The organism is Nocardia sp. X0981 (genome assembly GCF_977089955.1).
In genome coordinates this window covers 2,981,039-3,001,495 of the sequence record NZ_OZ372435.1, presented here as the reverse complement: position 1 = coordinate 3,001,495, position 20,457 = coordinate 2,981,039, and the positions used below count along the sequence as shown (strand labels likewise).

Annotated in this window: 23 protein-coding genes; 6 read left to right on the top strand and 17 right to left on the bottom strand. The window is 69.9% G+C overall.

What is annotated here, in order from left to right:
• Positions 1-214 precede the first annotated feature (214 nt).
• Both rpsT and ACYR7D_RS13055 read left to right on the top strand, forming a co-directional pair.
• Entirely contained in the window at positions 215-475 is a 261-nt protein-coding gene (gene rpsT, locus ACYR7D_RS13060; RefSeq protein WP_459549777.1) for a 30S ribosomal protein S20, read from the top strand.
• Positions 476-624: 149 nt separating this feature from the next.
• Complete coding sequence (locus ACYR7D_RS13055; protein WP_459549776.1) at positions 625-867, top strand: hypothetical protein; 243 nt, start codon at positions 625-627, stop codon at positions 865-867.
• Positions 868-894: 27 nt separating this feature from the next.
• Here the strand turns inward: ACYR7D_RS13055 and holA are convergent, their stop codons facing one another.
• The 4 genes from holA to ACYR7D_RS13035 form a co-directional block, all read right to left on the bottom strand.
• Positions 895-1,866, bottom strand: a complete 972-nt coding sequence (gene holA / locus ACYR7D_RS13050; protein ID WP_459549775.1) for a DNA polymerase III subunit delta — start codon at positions 1,864-1,866, stop codon at positions 895-897.
• Between the two features lie 74 nt (positions 1,867-1,940).
• A complete protein-coding gene (locus ACYR7D_RS13045) occupies positions 1,941-2,876 on the bottom strand; it encodes an alpha/beta fold hydrolase (protein WP_459549774.1) in 936 nt (311 codons plus the stop codon).
• On the bottom strand, positions 2,873-3,550 hold the full coding sequence (locus ACYR7D_RS13040) for a TetR/AcrR family transcriptional regulator (RefSeq protein ID WP_459549773.1): 678 nt from the start codon (positions 3,548-3,550) through the stop codon (positions 2,873-2,875). Before ACYR7D_RS13040 ends, ACYR7D_RS13045 begins: the two co-directional genes overlap by 4 nt.
• Before the next feature lie 107 nt (positions 3,551-3,657).
• Positions 3,658-4,761, bottom strand: a complete 1,104-nt coding sequence (locus ACYR7D_RS13035) for an FAD-dependent monooxygenase (RefSeq protein ID WP_459549772.1) — start codon at positions 4,759-4,761, stop codon at positions 3,658-3,660.
• Positions 4,762-4,983: 222 nt separating this feature from the next.
• Between ACYR7D_RS13035 and ACYR7D_RS13030 the strand changes: the two genes are divergently transcribed.
• Positions 4,984-5,802: a TetR/AcrR family transcriptional regulator gene (locus ACYR7D_RS13030; protein WP_459549771.1), complete on the top strand. Its 819-nt coding sequence runs from the start codon at positions 4,984-4,986 to the stop codon at positions 5,800-5,802.
• On the opposite strand, the gene ACYR7D_RS13025 is transcribed toward ACYR7D_RS13030, so the two are convergent.
• The 11 genes from ACYR7D_RS13025 to ACYR7D_RS12975 form a co-directional block, all read right to left on the bottom strand.
• Positions 5,773-7,386, bottom strand: coding sequence for a ComEC/Rec2 family competence protein (locus ACYR7D_RS13025; protein ID WP_459549770.1), 1,614 nt, complete (start codon positions 7,384-7,386; stop codon positions 5,773-5,775). The genes ACYR7D_RS13030 and ACYR7D_RS13025 overlap by 30 nt on opposite strands.
• 106 nt (positions 7,387-7,492) lie before the next feature.
• Positions 7,493-8,380, bottom strand: coding sequence for a helix-hairpin-helix domain-containing protein (locus ACYR7D_RS13020; protein WP_459549769.1), 888 nt, complete (start codon positions 8,378-8,380; stop codon positions 7,493-7,495).
• Positions 8,381-8,498: 118 nt separating this feature from the next.
• The gene (locus tag ACYR7D_RS13015; RefSeq protein WP_459549768.1) at positions 8,499-9,341 is read right to left on the bottom strand and encodes a DegV family protein; all 843 of its coding nucleotides are present in this window, start codon (positions 9,339-9,341) and stop codon (positions 8,499-8,501) included.
• 3 nt (positions 9,342-9,344) lie between these two features.
• Positions 9,345-10,040: a diglucosylglycerate octanoyltransferase gene (gene octT, locus ACYR7D_RS13010; RefSeq protein WP_459550140.1), complete on the bottom strand. Its 696-nt coding sequence runs from the start codon at positions 10,038-10,040 to the stop codon at positions 9,345-9,347.
• 193 nt (positions 10,041-10,233) lie between these two features.
• Positions 10,234-10,401, bottom strand: coding sequence for a hypothetical protein (locus tag ACYR7D_RS13005; protein ID WP_459549767.1), 168 nt, complete (start codon positions 10,399-10,401; stop codon positions 10,234-10,236).
• Entirely contained in the window at positions 10,391-11,050 is a 660-nt protein-coding gene (locus ACYR7D_RS13000; protein WP_459549766.1) for a histidine phosphatase family protein, read from the bottom strand. The genes ACYR7D_RS13005 and ACYR7D_RS13000 overlap by 11 nt, the downstream gene beginning before the upstream one ends.
• The gene (gene rsfS, locus ACYR7D_RS12995) at positions 11,047-11,451 is read right to left on the bottom strand and encodes a ribosome silencing factor (protein WP_459549765.1); all 405 of its coding nucleotides are present in this window, start codon (positions 11,449-11,451) and stop codon (positions 11,047-11,049) included. The genes ACYR7D_RS13000 and rsfS overlap by 4 nt, the downstream gene beginning before the upstream one ends.
• Positions 11,448-12,113, bottom strand: coding sequence for a nicotinate-nucleotide adenylyltransferase (gene nadD, locus ACYR7D_RS12990; RefSeq protein WP_459549764.1), 666 nt, complete (start codon positions 12,111-12,113; stop codon positions 11,448-11,450). Before nadD ends, rsfS begins: the two co-directional genes overlap by 4 nt.
• Before the next feature lie 39 nt (positions 12,114-12,152).
• Complete coding sequence (locus ACYR7D_RS12985; protein ID WP_459550139.1) at positions 12,153-13,565, bottom strand: vWA domain-containing protein; 1,413 nt, start codon at positions 13,563-13,565, stop codon at positions 12,153-12,155.
• Complete coding sequence (locus tag ACYR7D_RS12980) at positions 13,562-14,455, bottom strand: AAA family ATPase (RefSeq protein ID WP_459549763.1); 894 nt, start codon at positions 14,453-14,455, stop codon at positions 13,562-13,564. The genes ACYR7D_RS12985 and ACYR7D_RS12980 overlap by 4 nt, the downstream gene beginning before the upstream one ends.
• Positions 14,456-14,582: 127 nt before the next feature.
• Positions 14,583-15,848: a glutamate-5-semialdehyde dehydrogenase gene (locus tag ACYR7D_RS12975; RefSeq protein WP_459549762.1), complete on the bottom strand. Its 1,266-nt coding sequence runs from the start codon at positions 15,846-15,848 to the stop codon at positions 14,583-14,585.
• Positions 15,849-15,912: 64 nt separating this feature from the next.
• Between ACYR7D_RS12975 and ACYR7D_RS12970 the strand changes: the two genes are divergently transcribed.
• Complete coding sequence (locus tag ACYR7D_RS12970; protein ID WP_459549761.1) at positions 15,913-16,776, top strand: ribokinase; 864 nt, start codon at positions 15,913-15,915, stop codon at positions 16,774-16,776.
• Positions 16,777-16,904: 128 nt separating this feature from the next.
• Positions 16,905-18,122 (top strand): RtcB family protein, encoded by a 1,218-nt coding sequence (locus ACYR7D_RS12965; RefSeq protein WP_459549760.1) that lies wholly within the window; start codon positions 16,905-16,907, stop codon positions 18,120-18,122.
• 97 nt (positions 18,123-18,219) lie between these two features.
• Here the strand turns inward: ACYR7D_RS12965 and ACYR7D_RS12960 are convergent, their stop codons facing one another.
• A complete protein-coding gene (locus ACYR7D_RS12960; protein ID WP_459549759.1) occupies positions 18,220-18,702 on the bottom strand; it encodes a hypothetical protein in 483 nt (160 codons plus the stop codon).
• Between the two features lie 292 nt (positions 18,703-18,994).
• Between ACYR7D_RS12960 and ACYR7D_RS12955 the strand changes: the two genes are divergently transcribed.
• Positions 18,995-19,519, top strand: coding sequence for a DoxX family protein (locus tag ACYR7D_RS12955; protein WP_459549758.1), 525 nt, complete (start codon positions 18,995-18,997; stop codon positions 19,517-19,519).
• Positions 19,520-19,610: 91 nt separating this feature from the next.
• On the opposite strand, the gene ACYR7D_RS12950 is transcribed toward ACYR7D_RS12955, so the two are convergent.
• Positions 19,611-20,363, bottom strand: coding sequence for an SDR family oxidoreductase (locus ACYR7D_RS12950; protein ID WP_459549757.1), 753 nt, complete (start codon positions 20,361-20,363; stop codon positions 19,611-19,613).
• Positions 20,364-20,457 lie beyond the last annotated feature (94 nt).

Sequence of the window (20,457 nt, the reverse complement as noted above, 5' to 3'; positions counted from 1 at the left end):
CTGGACGTTACGCTGGGCCCTCGCTCGGCACAACGACATCCCTTGTCGGCGATGTGACGATTCACCCACGATTTCGCCGCGTCGCCACGTGCTGGTAATCTGACCAACCGGCGTTGCCTACCCCGTGCCCGGGCATCCCGGAGGGATGTACACCCAGGGCGGGGGTGCACACAGACTTTCCGACCGAACCAGACAGGAACCAGAGGATACCGGCGTGGCCAATATCAAGTCCCAGATCAAGCGGATCCGCACCAATGAGGCGCGGCGTCAGCGCAACCAGTCGGTCAAGTCCGAGCTGCGCACCTATATCCGCGCCTTCCGGGCGGCCGCCGCGGCCGGCGACAAGGAAGCCGCCACCGAACGGCTGCGCTTCGTGAGCCGCAAGCTCGACAAGGCCGCCTCCAAGGGCGTTATCCACGCCAACCAGGCCGCCAACAAGAAGTCGGCGATGGCGCTCGCGCTGAACAAGCTCTGACAATCTCCTGATCGCTCACGCACAGCCGCCGCGGACTTCGACGACCACGGCGGCTTTCGGTGTGTCCAGGTGCCGGTCGGTGCCGGTTTTTGCCGTCCTTGCGGATGGCGCCCGTCCGGTCGGTACATTCCTGCCGTAGCATGCGGCGCATGGTGATGCTGTACGCAAATCAGTCAGTGGTCCAAGCCGAGGATCTACCCGGTGTGATCCGGGCCGCCGAAGTACTCGGTATCGGCGTGAAAATCGAGAACGTGCTGGTCCCCGCCGATGACGGGACACAGGTGGTGGTCTGGATGGTCACCCGGGACGAGGAGACACCCGTCTACGAGGAGTGGGACGGCCGCTACGACGAAGCCGCCGAGGAGGCGCTGGAACTGAGCACGGTGGACTGAGGCGATCCGCCGGCCCGTCCGTGCCCGTCAGCCACGCCCGTGGAGGGCCAGCAGTTTCAGCACGGCATCCTCGAGCGCGAAGCCGGAGTCCGCGGCGCCGCCTTTGACATCGGCGTTCAGCGTCGCCACAACCCGCAGCGCGGAGCCGATCGTGGCCGGAGTCCAGCCCCGCGCCTGCGCCTGCGCTTTCTTCACCTTCCACGGTGGCAATCCCAGCGGACCCGCCAGCTTGAACGGATCCCCCCGACCCGCGGAACCGACCTTCGCGATGGTGTGCACCGAATCGGCCAGAGCATCCGCCAGCACCACATGCGGCACGCCCCGGTCCTGCGCCCACCGCAATGCCTCCACGGCCCCCGCCCGGTCCCCCGCGACCGTCAGATCCGCGACCTCGAAACCGGATACCTCCGCCTTACCGGAGTAGTACCGCCGCACCGCCTCGACATCGACCTTTCCCCCGGTATCGGCGACCAGCTGCGAACAGGCGGCCGCCAGTTCCCGCAGCTCCGAGCCCACCGCGTCCAGCACCGCCTGCACCGCATCCGCCGGAACACGCACTCCGGCAGCCTTGAACTCCGCTCGCACGAATTCGGCGCGTTCGGTGGCCCTGGTGGGTTTCGCGCATTCGTGCACCACCGCACCGGCCTTCCGCAGCGAAGGCACCAGCGCCTTGGCGCGGCCCCCGCCCGAATGCACCACCATCAGCACCACCCCCTCGGGTGGCGCGGCCGCCGCCTCGGAGATCACCGCCACGGCATCCTTTCCCGCCTGGTCCGCCGATTCCAGGATGATCACCCGGTCCTCGGCGAACAGCGACGGGCTCAGCAACTCCGCCAGTTCGGCGCTGCTGGCGTCACCGGCCCGCAACCGATCCACCGGTACCGATTCGGGGTCCGGTGCAACCGCCCGGACCTGTGCGGTCACCCCCGCCACCGCCCGCTGGATCAGCAGTTCCTCGTCCCCCAGAACCAGATGCACCGCCGCAGGTCGCTCGCTCACGGCTCAGATCGTACGGCCGGACCCCGACGCAGGCCGCTATCGGCCTCGCCGGCCGGTGGCGGCGCTCCTTCGCACTACCCGGCCGTGCGCCGGTCCCCCGGCTCCGCGCCGTCCTCGCCCGGGGACCGGAGGTTGCCGAGCGCTCGGTCCAAGAAGTCCCGGGCCAACCGGCCGAACTCCTCGGGCCGGTCGTAGGTGACGATATGCCCGGCGCCGGGGATCGTCACCATCCGTCCGTTCGGTGTGGCCGCGGCCGCGGCCGACAGTTCGGTCTCTCCGACGAGTGGGTCCCGATCACCGCGGACCCACAGCGTCGGGACGGTCAGCTCCGAGAGCTCGGGCAGCAGGTCGAGCCGCATCGCGCGCGGCCCGTACGCCCGCGTCATCCAGTCGTCCAGCGCCGGCTCACGGTACTTCGCCTTTGCCACCGCTTCCGCGGTGACCAGTTCCACGATGGTCTCGAAATCCCGGGTGCGTTCGCCTGCTACGAGATTGGCGCGCATGGACTTACGGATCGTCCGCGGCCGGCTTGCGAGATACCGGCTCGTCAGTCGCATGACCGCCGGGGAACGAACGATCAACCAGGTGAGAAACTGCGCCGTCCGCCGGGCGCCGATTCCACCGGGCCCGACGGCGATCAGGGCGGTGACCCGTTCGGGGTGGTCCAGTGCGTAGCCCGTCGCGATACCGGCTCCCAGCGAGAGCCCGATGATCGCCACCCGCGGTAGGTCCAGGCTGTCGAGCAGATCGCCGAGGAACCGCCGGTAGAACGCGTCGTCGAGCACGCCGGACCACGGCCTGCTGCCGCCGTGGCGGGGAAGGTCGACGAGGTATACCCGATAGTCGCGGGCGAGGTCCGGCACGATATTGCGCCACACTCCCTGCGCGGTATCCAGCATTCCCCCGTGCAACAGCAGGAGCGGCGGGCCGGCTTCACCCGCGCGGTAGAGCCGCACGGGGCCGCCGGAAACGGTGATATCGGTGTAGTCGTCGAAGAGGTCGGCCATCATTCCTCCAGCAGGTCGAGTTGGGCGTTCAGACGTTCGAGCAGAGCGAGTTGCGCGGCGCGAGCGGCCTCGGGATCGACCGGGCGTCCGGTGGCCAGTCCGCGGCCCACGAGGCCGGCGAAGAGGCCGACGGCCTCCGACAGTTCCTCCGGTGTGGTCGCGCCCAGTACGCCGGGCGCATGAACCATCCCCAGGGTGAAAACACTCAGCACCCGGACGATCGTGTCCGCGGGGACCGCCGGGTCGACTGCTCCGCTGTCCTGCAGGCGGGTGATGTAGTCGCCGAGCCAGCCCATTCGGCGCAGGTAGCGGTCATCGGTTACGCCTCGGACGTGTTCACCCAGAACTGCCTGATCACCGAGGTACAGCGCACGCATCAGCGGGTCGTCCAGGAGCGCCTCCACCCCGAAGCGGTACACCGCGGGGAGATCCACCAGGTGCTGCGCGCCGAGCACCCGGCGGTGCACCCGGGCGGTCATCCGCCGCATACTGCGATTCAGGACGGCCGCGAGAATCGCGGACTTGTCCGGGAACTCGAGATATACGGCGCCCTTCCCGATACCCGCCCGGGTCGCGATATCGGCCACCGTGGTGTCCGGCCAGCCCCTGTCCGAGATCAGCTCCTGCGCCGCCGTGAGGATGCGTCCTCGACGGTCGGGTACGCGCGGACGAGGCATCGGATACCTCCTTTAGTGACCAGATTTATATCTTTGGTCACTAAAGTACACGATGCCTCGCCCGGTCACCGGAACAATCCGAGGGAGCTTTTGCCCGGCGGGCGGGATCAGGGCGCCCAGTCGTAGGCGGGAGTTATCGAGCGCCCGAAGAGCGCGCTGGGGACCAGCGGGAGTGCCGCGTCACGTAATGCGGTCAGAGATGGGGACGTCCAGTGCGCGGGGGCCCCGACCCGCTGGGAGAGCCGGGCGATCAGCTGGGTACGAGGCCGGCGGCGGCGGTCGTATTCGCGCAGGCCCGCGGCCACACCGAGCGTGTCCACCACCGCGGCCAGCGTGACCGCGTCCTCGAGTGCCTGGCAGGCACCCTGCCCCAGATTCGGGGTCATCGCATGCGCGGCGTCGCCGAGGATCGCGACCTTCCCGGTGGCGTAGGTGCTCAGTTCCGGGAGCTCGTAAGTGTCGTGCTGCAGGACGCTGTCCTCGCGCGCGCCGGCGAGCAGGGCGGGGATGGGATCGTGCCACCCGGCGAACTGTTCGCGGAGCCGGTCGAGACCGATCCGGGAGCCGGCCGCGGCGTTGGCCATCAGGTAGCAGTAGACGCGACCGTCGGGCATCGGCACCTGGCCGAACCGCCGCCCCCTCCCCCACGTTTCCACGCTCGCCGCAACGGAAGGAGACGATGTGATGAGACGCCAGGTGGTGTAGCCGACATAGCGCGGCCCGGGCGCCTGGGGCCAGACGGACCGCCGGGTCACGCTGTGCACACCGTCGGCGCCCACCACGAGATCCGCGGTCGAGGTGCCCTCGTCGTGGACCACCGTGCCGTCGGGGTCCACCTGCCGCACCGTGGTTCCGGGCCGCAACACGGCGGTGGGCACGGCCGCGCGCAGCAGGTCCACGAGATCGGCCCGGTGGATGACCGCCCACGGGCCGAAGCGGCGCTCGAGCTCGTCGATATCGTTGCGGATCAGCCAGGACCCTTGCTTGCGGCGGATACCCAGAGGTGGACCCGACGCCCCACCGGCGCGTAGCGCGTCGCCGAGTCCGAGCGTATCGAGCGCCCGGAGGCCGTTGGGCTGGATGGACAACCCCGCGCCGATCTCGGTGAATCGCGACGCGCGTTCGAGTACTTCGACCTGCCATCCACGCTGATGGAAGGCCACGGCGGCGGCCAGGCCACCGATCCCACCTCCGACTATGAGCGCCTTCATCGCCGGCTCGTTCGCTTATCACCCGTTCCGGCGGCCCGGCGCATATGCGCGGTCCTGGACCGACGCCACCACACAGCCGTCACCACCAGCACGAGCACCGGTGGAACCCACCACCAATCCGCCATTCCGGTCTCCTATTCTCTCTAGGTTTTCTTAATGCCATTAAGGAACCATAAAGGGTCTAAAGTGTCAATGAGTGGCGCTACGAGCAGAAGGGTGACGATGTCGACAGGAGCCGGTGGAAGACGCGAAAGACTGCGCAAGGCCACCTTGGGAGAGATCCACGAGGCGGTACGCGCACTCCTGGTCGAGGAGGGTCCGGCCGCGGTGACCATCAATGCCGTGGCCAGACGGGTCGGGATGAGCGGCCCGGCCCTGTATCACTACTACTCGGGTCACGACGCGCTGGTCGGCGCCGTGACCGCGGATTTCTTCGGCGAACTGGCCGCCGCGATGGAGCAGGCCCGCGACGCTCGGGCCGACGCGCCGGTCGGCGAACGGATACTGGCGGTCTGCCGGGCCATGCGTGGCTGGGCGGTCGCCCACCCGGCCGAGTTCGGCTGGATCTTCGCGGGCCCGATCAGCCCCACGAACCGCAACCCCGGTTCCGAACGCCACCGCGCGGGACGGCGGTTCGAAGAGATCCTGCTGGATCTCACGGTCGAGCTGTGGCGGACCCAGCCGTTCCCGGTACCCGATCCGGCCGAGCTACCCGCCTCGTTACGCGAACAGCTCGCCGCCTACTCGGCCACCATCGAGGGCCGGCTGCCGCCGGAGGCCGCCCATATCTTCCTGTCCTGCTGGATCCGGCTGTACGGCCTGCTGTGCATGGAGGTTCTGCACCAGCTGGACTTCGCCTACTCCGACCTCGAACCCGTCTACGAGGAATGCCTCCGCGACCTGAGCGGCATCCTCGGACTGGGATATCCCGGAAACCCGGCTCCGGGAACCACGGTGGCATCGCACCTTTCCGTGGCTCGATACGACCACCCGGCCACGGGCGGTGGTGATTCAGCCGAGCGGCAAGAGCGCAAGCGGTAGCTGAGCGGTGAGCACACCCAGCGCGACGGCCAGCGCGAACCGCCGGAACCAGCGGGCGCGCAGGGCGCAGATGCCGAGGGCAACGATCACCGCGGCCGACAACCCGCCCGCCGTACCACCGGGGACGGTGATCACCGCACCCGGAATCGCGGCGGCCTCCGCGGCCACGGTCAGCAACCACCACAGCGGCGGCGCCGCGCAACGCAGGATCAATTCGGCGAGTGCGTCCCGCCAGGGAGCCGCCGCGGCGGCAGCGGCACCGAGGATCGTGATCGGGGCGACAACCGGCGCCACGAGGATATTCGCGGCCACCGATACCAGACTGAGCTTGCCGGAGAGGGCGACGGTGAGCGGGACGGTGACCACGAAGGCCGCAGCGGCGACGGCGACCAGTTCGGCGGGCAGGCGCCACCAACCGCGGCCCCGGAGGTGATCGGCCCAGCTGGGCGCGAGCAGTAGCAGGGCGCCGGTGGCCAGCACCGACAGGGCGAATCCGGCCTCGACGGCCAGGGCCGGCCAAACGGCGAGCAGCCCGATAACGGCCGCGCAGAGGGCGGGTAGAGCTTGTTTACGGCGACCGGTCAGCACGGCCAGCAGGGTGACCGCGCCCATGGCGGCGGCGCGCAGCACGCTGGGATCGGGACGGGCGATGATCACGAACGACACCAGCGCCACCGCGGCGAACAGCACCGACAGCCGGGGGCCGACGGTGAGCAGACGGGTGGTCGCGAGAACCACCGTGAGCACAATGCTGAAATTCGCGCCGCTGACCACCGTGAGGTGCTGGAGTCCGGCGGCGGCGAACTCGTCGCGGACCCGATCGGGGAGGGCCGACGTATCACCGACCACCAGCGCGGGCAGCAGCCCCGCCGGCTCCGTAGCGAGCACGGCCGCGGCGGCCCCGGACAGATCGGAGCGTACCGCCGCGGCCGCCGCCTGCCACCACGGCAGCGGGCCGGCGACCTGTGGCGGGCCGACGGGCCGCAACGCGACCACCGTCAGGTCGCGCTGCTGCGGCGGCACGGGCCGGGCCCGGAATTCGATCGCCTGCCCGGGCAGCAGAGCACCCCACTGCTGCCCGGTACCGAGAACGACCACCCGCCCGCCCGCGCGCACGGTCCGGTCGCGATACCGGTACTCCCGTAGCTCCGCCCGTAGCACCCAGAGCCGACCGGGCCCGGAACCGCTGCTGCGCACGGGTTTCGGATCGTCCACCGGTTCCGCCACCACCTGTACCGTGGCCGCGGCCGGCACCGCGCGCAGCGGGTGGACGCTCACCTGGTGTTCCCGCCAGGCCGCCGCCGACGCGAAGGCCGCACCCAGGAGAGCGGCCCCCAGCACCGCCATGGCGACGGCCCGGCGCCGTTCACTGCGATGCGCGACCCCGGTCCACAGCAGCGCCCAGCAGACGAAGGCCACCACCACCAGCCCGAGGGCGACCAGCACCCCGGTGAACCACCCCGCGCCCACCGCCAGGATCGTCACCAGCCAGCAGGTCAGGCCACCGGGAAGTAATCGCGCGTCCAGTACCGTACGGGCCCGGTCCGGACCGGCCACCGGTTCCAGAACTTCCGTACGGCGCACACCGCTCACCGGCGCACCCGGCGGCCCGGTGCGCAGCCGAGTGACCGGCGGAGCCGGTGGTATCGGCCGTGCCGTGGTAGGCCGGTGGAACCGTCGATCGGCACGGTCATATCGTCACCAACTCGCGCAACCGCGCCAGCCGAGCCGGGCCGATGCCGTCCACTTCGCCGAGTTGTTCCACCTCCGTGAACCGCCCGTTGGTCGCGCGCCAGGCGATGATCGCCTTCGCCGTGACCGGACCCACCCCGGGCAGGGCGTCGAGATCGGATTCGGTGGCGATGTTCAGGTTCACCGGTGCGCCGGCCGGGCGCCCCGCGACCCCAGCTCCCGGCGCGGCCGCCGGGGCCCCGCCACCGCTGACCGTCGCGCTACCGGCGGGTGGTGCGCCGGCATCGGCGGCGCCTACGCGCACCTGATCGCCGTCGGCGAGCCGCTGGGCCAGGTTGAGACCGGTCGGGTCGGCGCCCGCGGTCGTTCCGCCCGCGGCGGTGATGGCATCCGCCACCCGGGAACCCGGTGGCAGGCGCACCAGGCCGGGATTGCGCACCAGACCGACCACGCTCACCACCAGTTCGGCGGGTGGTGCCGGAGCGGGAACCGGATCCGCCGGTACCGCGGCCTCGCCGGAACCGGACGGCAGGGCGGCCGGATACGCGGCGGGCAACGGTGGCACGGGCTGCGTGACGGGGCGTTCCCACAGCACGACCACCGTGGTGATCAGGGCGGTGAGCAGGCCTACGGCCGCCATGGTCAGCACCGCGCGCCGGCCGGTATCCAGGCGGGCGCCGCGGAACCGCTCCGGTATCAGGCGTTCCCGCCAGGTGAGCGGTTCGGCCTCCTCGTCGAGCCAGTGCGGGATGCGGACCGGGCCGGTCTCGCCGGTGTGCGCGGGCTCCGGCCACTGCGGACCGCGCCCGGTGCCGGCGGCCGGTGTTTCCTCGAGCTGCCCACCCAGTTGCCTGCGTATCCGTTCGCGCTCGTCTTGTCGTGCCATGCCCGCGACGCTAAGCCCGCACGAGCGGTGGGTATCCGCGCCGAACTGGCCTCACGACAAACCTGTGGAAAAGGGGCCCCTGTGGACAACCAACCGGGCACGACGACGCCCGCTGGGCTCAGCCGCAGCCGCCGGGTAGTACCAGCACGCCGACGGCACCGATACCGAGGTGGACCCCGAGAGCCGGCCCGAATTCGGCGGTGACGATCTCCCCAGCACCCGGGATACTTTCCCGCAGTTGGGCTTTCACGGACTCGGCGATATCGGCCGCGCCCAGATGCTGCACTCCGAGCGCCACCTCGCCGGACCCGGCGTCCGCCACGGCCGCCGCCACCAGTTTCGCGACCGCCTTCGACCGGGTGCGTACCTTCTCCCGCAGCTCCAGCCGTCCCCGAACGAGCTGCAGAATCGGTTTGCTCACCAGTTCGCTACCGAAGAAACCGGTCGCCGTATCGAGCCGGCCGCCGCGCCGGAGTTGTTCGGTGCGGTTCACCAGGATGTAGGTGCGCGCGCCGTCGGCCGCGGTGACCGCCGCCCGGTACACCTCTTCCAGTTCGCCCCCGGCCGCGGCACACCGGGCGGCGGCCAGAGCCGGGAAACCGGTCGCCAGCCCCGCGCCGAGGGAATCCACCACCCGCACCGCCGAACCGGCGTCCATCTCCCGGACGGCCTGGCGACCGGCTTCCCAGGTCGCCGACAACTGCCGGGACAGATGTACCGCCAGCACCCCGTCGCCGCCACTGCGTTCCAGCGCCGCGGTATAGGCTCGGCGGAGTTCGCCCGGCGAGGGCGCGGAGGTGGTGACGGTATCCGCGCCGTAGTCGATGGCCAGTTCGTCGACGCCCTCCCGGACATCCCGGTCGCCCACGAGGACGTGCAGGGGCACCACCTCGATACCCGACTCCGCGAGCAGTTCCGCGGGCAGGCCGGCGGACGAATCGGTGACGACCACGACCGCCACGTCTCACCCGGCCTCGTGCAGGGTCTTCAGCATCGCGCGAGCGACCTCGGCATGCCCGGCCCAGCCCCAGTGGATACCGTCGGGATTGGCGGCGCCGGAAAAGATATCGTCGCGCACGGCCGCCTTCAGGTCCACGAGAGGTACACCGGTCCGCGCCGACCATGCCTCGAGCGCGCGTACGGCCGGTTCGCGGCCGCTGTGCACCCGGCCGTAGGCCGCGCAGTCGTGCACCGACGGCAGCACCGCCACCACGGGCAGTTCGGGCCGCAACTGCGCGAGCGCGGTGCGGCACTGCTCCAGATAGTCCACGCTCACCTCGGGCGGCAGCGCCACCGGCCGGCCGAGTTTGGCGGCCCTGGGCTGGATCCACTGGTAGGCCGAGCGCACGACCCGCCGCAGTGCCGGCGGCCGGATGTAGCGGATGAGTTCGCGCAACGCGGTGGGCAACGGTGAGGGCAGCGAGTCCATACCGCCCACCGCGAAAACCACCGCGCCCGCGTGCGGTACGGCCGCCCAGACGCGCGGGTCGCCGATCAGGGCCCAGTAGGCGTCCCGGCAGGTCCAGCCGATCCGGGCGACCAGCTCCACCTCCCAATCCAGTTCGGCCGCCACCAGATTCGGCCAGATCCGCGGATGATCGGCGGGCAGGCCACCTTTCGGGCCGAAATAGGAGAGGGAATCGGCGATCACCAGCAGCACGGGCCGCCGCGCCGGTTCCGGCTCCGATTCCGCTCCTTCGGAACCTTCGGCGCGGCACCCCCCGGCGGGGTTCTCGGCGCTTTCCACGTCCGACCCGGCCGGGGCACCCGCTCCGGCCGATCGCGGCTCCGTTCCGGAATCCGGTGTGCTCGCCCGGTCCGACGTGGCTGTCACTGCGAAATCCTCCTGGTTGTCAGACGGCCTTCCGAACGTCGCCCTCGTCGGCGGGTTCGGTGTCCTCGGACGCCTCCTGCTCCGGCGCTGGACCGAACAGAGCGTCCGGCAGGGTACGTTCCGGTTTCGCGGATACCTTCCGGAACAGTTCGTCGGGAATCTGCCGGTTCAGGTCTTCAGATGACATCGGGAGCTACTTTCGCCGCTGCGTTCCACACATCGAGACGCCAGCCGGGCTTCTCGATGCTCGGACCGTGGCTGCTCAGCTGCACCCAGCTGGCGTTGGCCAGGCCACCGAGGGCCGGCCAGTTCTGAGGCGGCAGGTCGAGCAGTGCGGCCGTGAGCGCGGCGATCAGCCCGCCGTGCGCCACGAGAATAATAGTGGCGCCGGGCCAATCCTGCCGCTCGACGAAGAGTTCCTGTACCACCGGCAACGCGCGGGCCCCGACCTCGAGCTTGGACTCGCCGTTGGGCGGAGTGAAGGTGGCGTCCATCCGCCATTCCAGGCGGGCACCCGGGTAGAGCGAATCCACCTCGACATCGCCCATCCCCTGCCAGTCGCCGAGGTGGGTCTCCCGCAACCGCGGCTCCCGGACCACCTCGAGACCGGAGTGCTCGGCCAGCGCGAGCGCGGTGTCATAGGCGCGTTTCAGGTCGGACGAGAGCAGCGCTACGGCCTTGTGGGACACCAGTTCCCGCGCGGCTTCCTTGGCCTGCCGCCGGCCCAGATCGGTGAGATCGGTATCGATCTGCCCCTGCATCCGGTCGTTGGCGTTCCACTCGGTCTGCCCGTGGCGCAACAGGATCAGGGTGCGCACACCGGTTTTTCGTGTCACTCGGTTTCTCCAGCACTTTCTTCTCCGGCGGCCGGTGGCGCACCGATCCCCTCCACCGCAACGACGGGGCAGTCTTTCCACAGTCGTTCCAGCGCATAGAAATTTCGTTCGTCGTTGTGCTGGATGTGCACCACCACATCGACATAGTCCAAGAGCGCCCAGCGGCCCTCGCGGGTCCCTTCCCGGCGTACCGGTTTGTGACCGGCCGCACGCAGTTTCTCTTCGACATTATCGACGATGGCGTTCACCTGGCGCTCGTTCGGCGCCGAGGCGATCACGAAACAATCGGTGATCACCAGCTGCTCGGAAACGTCGAGCACGACCACATCGGCGGCCAGCTTCTCGTCCGCGGCCAGGGCGGCGACGGTCGCCATCCGCACCGCTTCGGGGGACGCGGTCATTTCGTAGCCTCCGTCACGCCGTTCTCACCTTCTGCTTGTGCGGGCACGTAGAGGTGCCGCTTCGATATGTATTGCACGACCCCGTCCGGGACGAGGTACCACACGGGCCGCCCCTCGGCCGCGCGGCGGCGGCATTCGCTCGACGATATGGCCAGCGCGGGGACCTCGATCATCGTGACCGCGTCGGCGGGCATATCCCGCAGATGTTCGGCGAGATGATCGATGTTCAGCTCGTACCCCGGCCGGCTGACGCCGACGAATTTCGCCAGCTCGAACAGTTCCGCCCAATCCTGCCAGGTGAGGATGCTGGCCAGCGCGTCGGCCCCGGTGATGAAGTAGAGCTCGGCACCCGGATACTGGGCGTGCAGATCCCGCAGGGTGTCGACCGTATAGGTGACCTTGTGCCGGTCGACATCGGCCCGGCTCACCGAGAACCGCGGATTGGACGCGGTGGCGATCACCGTCATCAGGTACCGGTCCTCGGCCGGGCTGACCTGCCGGCCGGCCTTCTGCCACGGCTCCCCTGTGGGGACGAAGATCACCTCGTCGAGGTCGAATCGGTGCGCGACCTCACTGGCCGCGACCAGATGCCCGTGGTGGATGGGATCGAAGGTGCCGCCCATCACCCCCAGCTTGGGTCCGCCCCGGCCTGTTCCACGCATGAGTGTCGAGCTTAACGGTGGGTTCGCGAGCGGTCCCGCTCAGACCGGTAGCAACCGGGACACGACGGCGGTGAGCTGAGCGGCGGACCGGCATTCGTGCATCTCGATGACCTGCTGGTAACGATCGGCCGCGGAGTCACCGGAACCCCAGTTCGTGCGCGGCTCCGGGTTCAGCCAGTGCGCGTGCTTCGCCGTGCCGACCAGCTCGCCGAGGGTCGCGAGTTCGGGATCCCGGTAGTTGGTGCGGGCATCGCCCAGGATGAGCAGGGAGCTGCGGCTGGTGACCGCGTCGGGGAACTCCTCGGCGAAGCTGGTCAGCGCGCTGCCGTAGTCGGAGTGGCCGGTGACACCGGTGATATCGGCCTCACCGAAGATCCGCTGCATGGCCTCGTCCGGCTGGGTGTGCGGATCGAAGAACCGCGTCACCTCGTCGGTGCGGTCCACGAAGGCGAAGATCCGCACCTTCGAGAACTGTTCGCGCAGCGCGCTCACCAGCAGCAGGGTGAAATTGCTGAACCCCGCGACCGAACCGGACACATCACACAGCAGCACCAGTTCGGGACGACTCGGCCGGGGTTTGCGGTGCACCAGGTCGATCGGCACCCCTCCGGTGGACATGGATCGGCGCAGCGTCTTGCGCAGGTCGATCTCCCCGCGCCGGGCATGCCGGCGCCGGACCGCCAGCCGGGAAGCCAATATCCGCGCCAGCCGTTGCGTCCCGCGCCGCAGTTCGGCCAGTTCGGCCTGTGAGGCCCGCAGGAAATCCACCTCTTCGGCCTGCCGGGCCACCCCGTAGGTGGCGACCCGTTCCCGGCCGATCCGTTCGGCCACCCGCCGCCGGGTCTCGGCCTCCACCATCCGGCGGAAGTTCTCGATCCGGGTGCGGGCGGCCCGGCGCGCGATCTCGGTCTCGAAATCACTCATCTCCGGCGTGGCCATACCGGCCAGGATCTGGGCCAGCAGCGTCTGCGGCTGCACTTCCTTGAGCGCCTGATACGCGGAGAAGGACGGGCCGCGCGCCGACTGGTACCGGCCCAGCTGTTCCACCAGCTGGGCCGCCATGAGCGCCTGCTGGGCACCGGACCCCTCGTCCGCCAGCATCTCGGCCAGCATCCTGCGCAATTCGGGTACGTCGAGGCGCCCGTCGGACCGGTACGGAAGTTCGATCTCCGCGGCCGCGTCGCGTTTCCCGATCGCGAGGGGGAACCACAGATCGAAGAGCCCGTCGTAGGTGGCGCGATGGGTGGTCCGGCGCAGCAGGGCGCAGGCCAGCCCCTCGCGCACCACTTCCCGGTCCGCCAGGTCCAGCACCGACAGCACCCGGCCGGCGTCGACCGTCTCCGAGGGCCCCACCGGGATACCGCGGGCCCGTAGCGCCGCCACGAACCCCACCAGATGTCCCGGCAGGCCGTGCGGCGCGAGCGGTTTCTCTTCGCCGGATGCCACGGTCAGACCGGTTTCAGTTCGGCCAGCGCCCGCTGGTGGTCGCTGCGATGTTTGAGCACGACCCCGAGGGTTTCGCGCACGGTGGCGTCGTCGAGATCGGTGTGGCCGAGGGCGAGCAGGGTGCGCGCCCAGTCGATCGACTCGGCGACCGACGGCAGTTTCTTGAGCTGCATACCGCGCAGTACGTGCACGATCCGCACCAGCCGGCCGGCCACGGCCTGCGGCAACTCCGGTACCCGGGCGGCCAGGATCCGCCGTTCCAGCTCTTCGTCCGGAAAGTCCAGGTGCAGGTACAGGCAGCGTCGTTTGAGCGCCTCCGAGAGCTCCCGGGTGGCATTGGAGGTGAGGACGACGAACGGCCGGCGGGTGGCGGTGATGGTGCCCAGTTCGGGTACGGTCACCGCGAAATCGCTCAGCACCTCAAGCAGCAGCCCCTCGATCTCGACATCGGCCTTATCGGTTTCGTCGATGAGCAGCACCGTCGGATCGGTGCGCCGGATCGCGGTGAGCAGCGGACGCGACAGCAGGAACTCGTCGGTGAACACATCGGCCTTCGTCTCGGCCCAATCGTTCTCACTCGCGGCCTGGATCCGCAGGATCTGCTTGGCGTGGTTCCACTCGTAGAGGGCGCGGGCCTCGTCCACCCCCTCGTAGCACTGCAACCGCACCAGCTCCGCGCCCGCGGTCTGCGCGACCGCCCGGGCCAGTTCGGTTTTGCCGACACCCGCCGGCCCCTCGATGAGCAGCGGTTTGCCGAGGCGATCGGCCAGGAAGACCGAGGTGGCGGTGGCCTTGTCCGCCAGATATCCGGTATCGGCGAGGCGGCGCACCACCTCGTCGACCGACCCGAAGATCGGCTCCTGAACCGGCGGGGTGGGGGAACTCGCGGGCTCCATGGGCCGTCCTTCCGTCGAACTCTGCCGTCCACGCTACCGGGCGATCACGCGCCGGCGTCGTGCACCTGGGCCGGTATCGGAGACGGCGATACCGGGCGCCGCCGGGAGCAGCGGCGCCCGGTGACGGTCAGGCGGGCCGAATCTGCCCCGAGCCGCGGACCACCCATTTCGACGAGGTGAGCTCCGGCAGGCCCATGGGCCCGCGGGCATGCAATTTCTGCGTGGAGATGCCGATTTCGGCGCCGAAGCCGAACTGTTCCCCGTCGGTGAAGGCGGTGGAGGCGTTCACCATGACGGCGGCGGCGTCGACCCGGTTGGCGAATTCGTCGGCGGCGGCGAGCTCACCGGTGACGATGGCCTCGGTATGCCCGGTACCCCAGGTGTTGATGTGCTCGACGGCGGCGTCGAGATCGTCGACCACCTTCACCGCGATATCCAGGGTCAGGTACTCCGCGCCCCAGTCCTCGTCGGTGGCCGGCACCATTCCGTCGAGCTCACCGTGCAGGGTGACCCCCTTGTCGGCGAGGGCCTTGCTCAGCCGCGGCAGCGCGGTATCGGCGATGGCCGCGTCGATCAGTACCGTTTCCGCGGCATTGCACACGCTGGGCCGACGGGTCTTGGCGTTGATCAGGATCTGCTCGGCCATATCCAGATCGGCGCCGGAGTGCACGTAGACGTGGCAGTTACCGGTACCGGTCTCGATGGTGGGGACCTGGGCGTCGCGCACCACCGCGTTGATGAGCCCGGCGCCGCCGCGCGGGATGACCACATCCACCAGACCCCGGGCCTGGATGAGATGGGTCACGCTGGAGCGGTCCTCGCTGGGCAACAACTGCACGGCGTCGGCCGGGAGTCCCACCTCCGTGAGGGCCTCCCGCAGCACCGTCACCAGCGCCGCGTTCGAGCGGGCCGCCGAGGAGGATCCGCGCAGCAGTGCGGCATTCCCCGATTTCAGCGCGAGACCGAAGGCGTCGACCGTAACGTTGGGCCGGGCCTCGTACACCATGCCGACCACCCCGAGCGGCACCCGGACCTGCCGGATCTCCAAACCGTTGGGCAGTGTGGAACCGCGTTCCACCACACCCACCGGATCCGGCAGCCCGGCCACCTGACGCAGTCCGGAGGCGATCCCATCGATGCGATCCTTGGTGAGCCGCAGGCGGTCCAGCAGCGAATCCTCGGTTCCGGCGGTCTTCGCCGCGATCAGATCCTCGCCGTTGGCCGCCAGAACGGTGTCCGCGGCGGCGAGCAGGGCGTCCGCGGCGGCGTGCAGGGCCTCGTTCTTGCGATCCGTGGTGAGCTGCGCGAGCACCCGGGAAGCGACCCGGGCCTTGCGCGCGGCCTCGTGCACTGCCTCGCGCATATCGAACTCAGCGGTGGTCTCTGCCGTCATGGTGTACAGCCTACGCACCGGGAAAACCGGATTTCACGCGCTGGTGCGCGCTAGGTTCTCCCCTGTGACCACTCCGCTGATCGCCGTGCTCGGCAGTATCAACATGGACCTGGTGACCACCACCGGCCGGCGTCCCGAACCCGGTGAGACGGTGCTCGGGCGCGGCTTCACCATGGTGCCCGGCGGGAAGGGTGCCAATCAGGCCGTCGCGGCGAGCCGGGCGGGCGGACAGGTGATGTTCCTGGGCGCCATCGGCACCGATGTGTTCGCCCCGCCCCTGCGTACCGTGCTGACCGAATCCGGGGTGGACACCACCGGATTGCGCACGGTGGACGGGCCGAGCGGAATCGCCTCGATCGTCGTCGACGACGCCGGTGAGAACACGATCATCGTGGTCGGCGGCGCCAACACCCGGATGGACGAACTACTGCCCGCCGACCGTGCTGCCGTCGCCGCCGCGGATATCCTGCTCTGCCAGCTCGAGATACCGATTCCGACGATCGCCGCCGCGATCCGGCAGGCCCGCGCGCACGGCACCACGGTGATGCTCAATCCGTCGCCGGCGCGGCACCTGCCGGCCGAGCTGCTGGCCGAGGTGGATATCGCGGTGGTCAATGCGGGCGAAGCCGCGCAGCTGGGTACCGCCCTCGACGTGGTACCGCATCTGGTGGTCACGCTCGGCGCGGACGGCGCGCGCCACCGCGGGCCCGACGGTGCCGCCACGACCGTCACGGGCCCCGCGGTCGAGGTCGTGGACACCACCGGGGCGGGTGATACCTTCACCGGCGCCCTGGCCGTGCGGTGGTCGGCGGGTCCCGCCGCGGCGCTGCGTTTCGCCTGCGCCGCGGGCGCGCTGGCGACCACCGCGCTCGGAGCGAGCGCGTCCATCCCGTGGCGTCCCGATATCGAGGCCGCGGCCGCCCGCTGAGCGGGGTGCTGTCCGGCACAACGCCCGCGTGGGCCACGGAAATATTCGGGTGCCGCGCGCGCCGTCCCGGCCTACCGTGAATTACGGAGGCGGATACCGGTCCGCCACCGATCGGAAGGATCGAGACAATGTTTCCCGTCGAGCTGTCCGGTACCCGGGCACGGACGTTGATGTGGGCATCCGAAGACGAGATCGAGCCGCAGGCGCTGCAACAGCTGCGCAATATCGCCCGGCTGGAATGGGTCCACGGTGTCCGGGTCATGCCGGATGTGCACCTCGGGAAGGGCGCCACGGTCGGTTCGGTGATCGCCATGCGCGACGCGGTCGCCCCCGCGGCGGTCGGGGTGGACATCGGCTGCGGGATGGAGAGCGTGCGCACCGATCTGACCGCCGCCGATCTCCCCGACGATCTGCGTGCGCTGCGTTCGGCCATCGAGGCGGCGGTACCGGTCGGCTTCGCCGCGCACGACCATCCGGTCGCCGTGAACAAGCTGGCGCCCGGCCCGTCCGGGGTCGCCACGGCTACCCTGCGCACCGGCTGGGAGCGGTTCTGGTCGGCATTCGGTGATCTCGACGACGCGGTGGCCCCGCGCGAATCCAAGGCGCACAAGCAGATGGGTTCGCTGGGCGGTGGTAACCACTTCATCGAGGTGTGCCTGGATCAGGACGAGCAGGTGTGGATCCTGCTGCATTCGGGCAGCCGCAATATCGGCAAGGAAATCGCCGAGCGGCATATGGCGGTGGCCCGCACACTGCCGCACAACCGGAACCTGGTGGACCGCGACCTGGCGGTGTTCCTGGCGAATACCCCGGAAATGGCCGCCTACCGGCACGACCTGACCTGGGCGCAGGAGTACGCGGCCCGCAACCGGGCGGTGATGCTGGCGCTGGTGTGCCAGGCGGTGCGCGAGCAGTTCCCGACCCGGGAGGTCCGGTTCGATACGCCGATCAGCTGCCACCACAACTATGTGGCGGAGGAGACGATCGACGGCGTCCCCATGCTGGTGACCCGTAAGGGTGCCGTGCGGGCGGGTGCGGGCGATATGGCGCTCATCCCGGGGTCCATGGGCACCCGCTCCTATGTGGTGCGCGGTAAGGGCAATCCGGCGTCGTTCTGCTCCGCCTCGCACGGGGCGGGCCGGCGGATGAGCCGTAATGCGGCCAAGCGGCAGTTCAGCGTGGCCGATCTGATCGCCCAGACCGAAGGCGTGGAATCGCGTAAGGACGCGGGGGTGGTGGACGAGATCCCGGCCGCGTACAAGAACATCGACGAGGTGATCGAGGCCCAGCGCGATCTGGTCGATGTGGTGGCGACCCTGCGTCAGGTGCTCTGCGTGAAGGGCTGAACGGTGGGCCGGGAGCTTTCCCGGCCCACGCTCGCCCGCCCGGCCGCGCGTCCGAGCCGGAATCTCCGCGGCCGAGGGCGGGACGAGAACGGCCGCGCTATCCGGCCGACCGCCGGCGCAGGGCGGCCGCACATCCGGCGCCGAAGAGCAGGACGCCGACGAGGAGCACCACACCGCCCGACAGCCAGCTGTGCAGGGCACGGTCGAGGTCCGCGGGCAGGCCCGGTATCGCGGAGATCAGGCGATAGGTGTTCTGTGGGGCCGCGATCTGCACGGCGGCGGGAACGATCCCCCAGATCAGTCCCGCGAGCATCACCGCTACGGGCGCGTGGACCGCCAGCCCGGCGACCCCCAGGAGCATCACCGCACCGAGTACCGACTGCGCGGGAGCGAGCCACCGGTCGGTGGTATCCCACCACCGACCGGTGAGGACGGCGCCGTTCGCTGCTATACCGAACGCCACGGGTGTCACCACCAGTGCGACCAGCGAGGCGAGTACGGTTCGCCGGCTCCGTGCGACGAGCCGCTCGCCCGGCCGCGCGATACGCGCTACAACGCGCTGTTCCAGCTGATCGGTCATCACTCCTCCTCCGGACGGTCGGTACGGGCTTCGCGCGTGCTCATTCTCGTCGCGAGCCCGGCACCGTCGCAGGCGGCCCCGCCCCACCTCCGGGGCGATTCCACCGGGCCCGTCCACCGATCGGCCGTCGACGGATACGGAGTCGGCGGCCGGTACCCGGTGCCGCAGAGGCATGGCCGGCAATCACTTGACTAGTTATCAGTCGATGCATACCCTTTGTTGTTATCAGTCGATAACAACAAATTTCGCCCGGTCCACCCGGACCATCCAGCTCTCGTCCTCGGAGGAAGCCGTGTTCGACACCCTCATGCTCTTCGTGGTCCCCACCCTGGTCCTGCGCCTGCTCGGCCGACTCGGCATCCGCCGGTTCGGCACCTGGCGGGTCAGCGCGGCCCACGGCCTGGCCTTCCTGTTCACCATGACCGGACTCGCCCATTTCGCGCCCGACTCCGTCACCGTGATGCCCAGCCACAACGAGCTGGTGGCGATGGTGCCCTCCGCCATCCCGTTCCCGGATTTCGCGGTCTACGCGACGGGCGTACTGGAACTGGCCGGCGCGGCGGGCCTGGTCGTCACCGCGACCCGCCGCTGGGCGGGCCCGATACTCGCCGCTCTGCTCGTGGTGATGACCCCCGCGAACATCCACGCGGCGCTGGAAGAGATCCCGCTCAACGGTGACCCCGCGACCCCGCTGTGGTTCCGGATTCCGGAGCAGATCGTGTATTTCCTGCTCGCCCTGTGGGTTTCGAACACACTGCCCACCCGGCGCCCGGACCGCGACGACTCGGTCGCGCAACCTGTCGCCGTCACGCGGTGAGAAACACAGCGGCCGATGGCCGGTCGGACACCGGCCGCGGCACGGCGGTCCGGTGTCCGGCGCGACACCGGACCGCGGGCAACCGGCAAGTTCAGCCCTGCTGGGTCGGCACCAGGATCAACTCGGCCACGTTCAGCCGCGCGGGTACCGCGGTGGCGAACGCGATCGCCTCGGCGATATCTTCGGGTTCCAGGATGGTGATCTCCGACCGCCACCGGGACAGCTGGGCCTGCTGTCCCGCATCCCGCATATCGGAACCCAACTCGGTGTTCACGAAACCCGGTTCGATGTTCTTCACGCGCACCCCGCGCGGCCCGAACTCCCCGCGCAGGTTGCGGGTCAGGTGCGCGACCGCGGCCTTGGTCGCGGTGTAGACGCCGTACTCGGGGAACACGGTATGCCCACCGATCGACCCCACCAGCACCAGATCGGCGCGGCGCCCCGACCCGGCCGCCGCGAGCAGGTCGTCGACGAAGGCGCGGGCCGTGTAGAGCAGACCGGTGACATTGGTGCCGACCATCCGATCCCATTCGTCCATATCGGCGGATTCGAAAGGCGCGCCGAGCATCACCCCCGCGTTGGCCACCACCAGGTCCACCGGACCGAACGCCGCCCGCACCGTGGCGGCGGCGTCGCGCACCGACGCGCGATCCCCCACATCGGCCACGACCGCCAGCGCGTCCCCACCGATCTCGGCGGCCAGCTCGGCGATGCGCTCCTTGCGCCGGCCCAGCAGCGCCACCTTCGCCCCGCCGGCGGCGAGGCGCCGGGCGGTGGCGGCCCCGATCCCGCTCGAAGCTCCGGTGATCACCGCTACCCGTCCGTTCAGATCATTGTTCGTCATGTCCACAACATTCGGTGTCGCGGCGCGGACCTGCCAGGTCGCGGACTTCCTGGTAGTAGCGGGGCCACCCGAGGCGGACCGATCTCCCCTACCC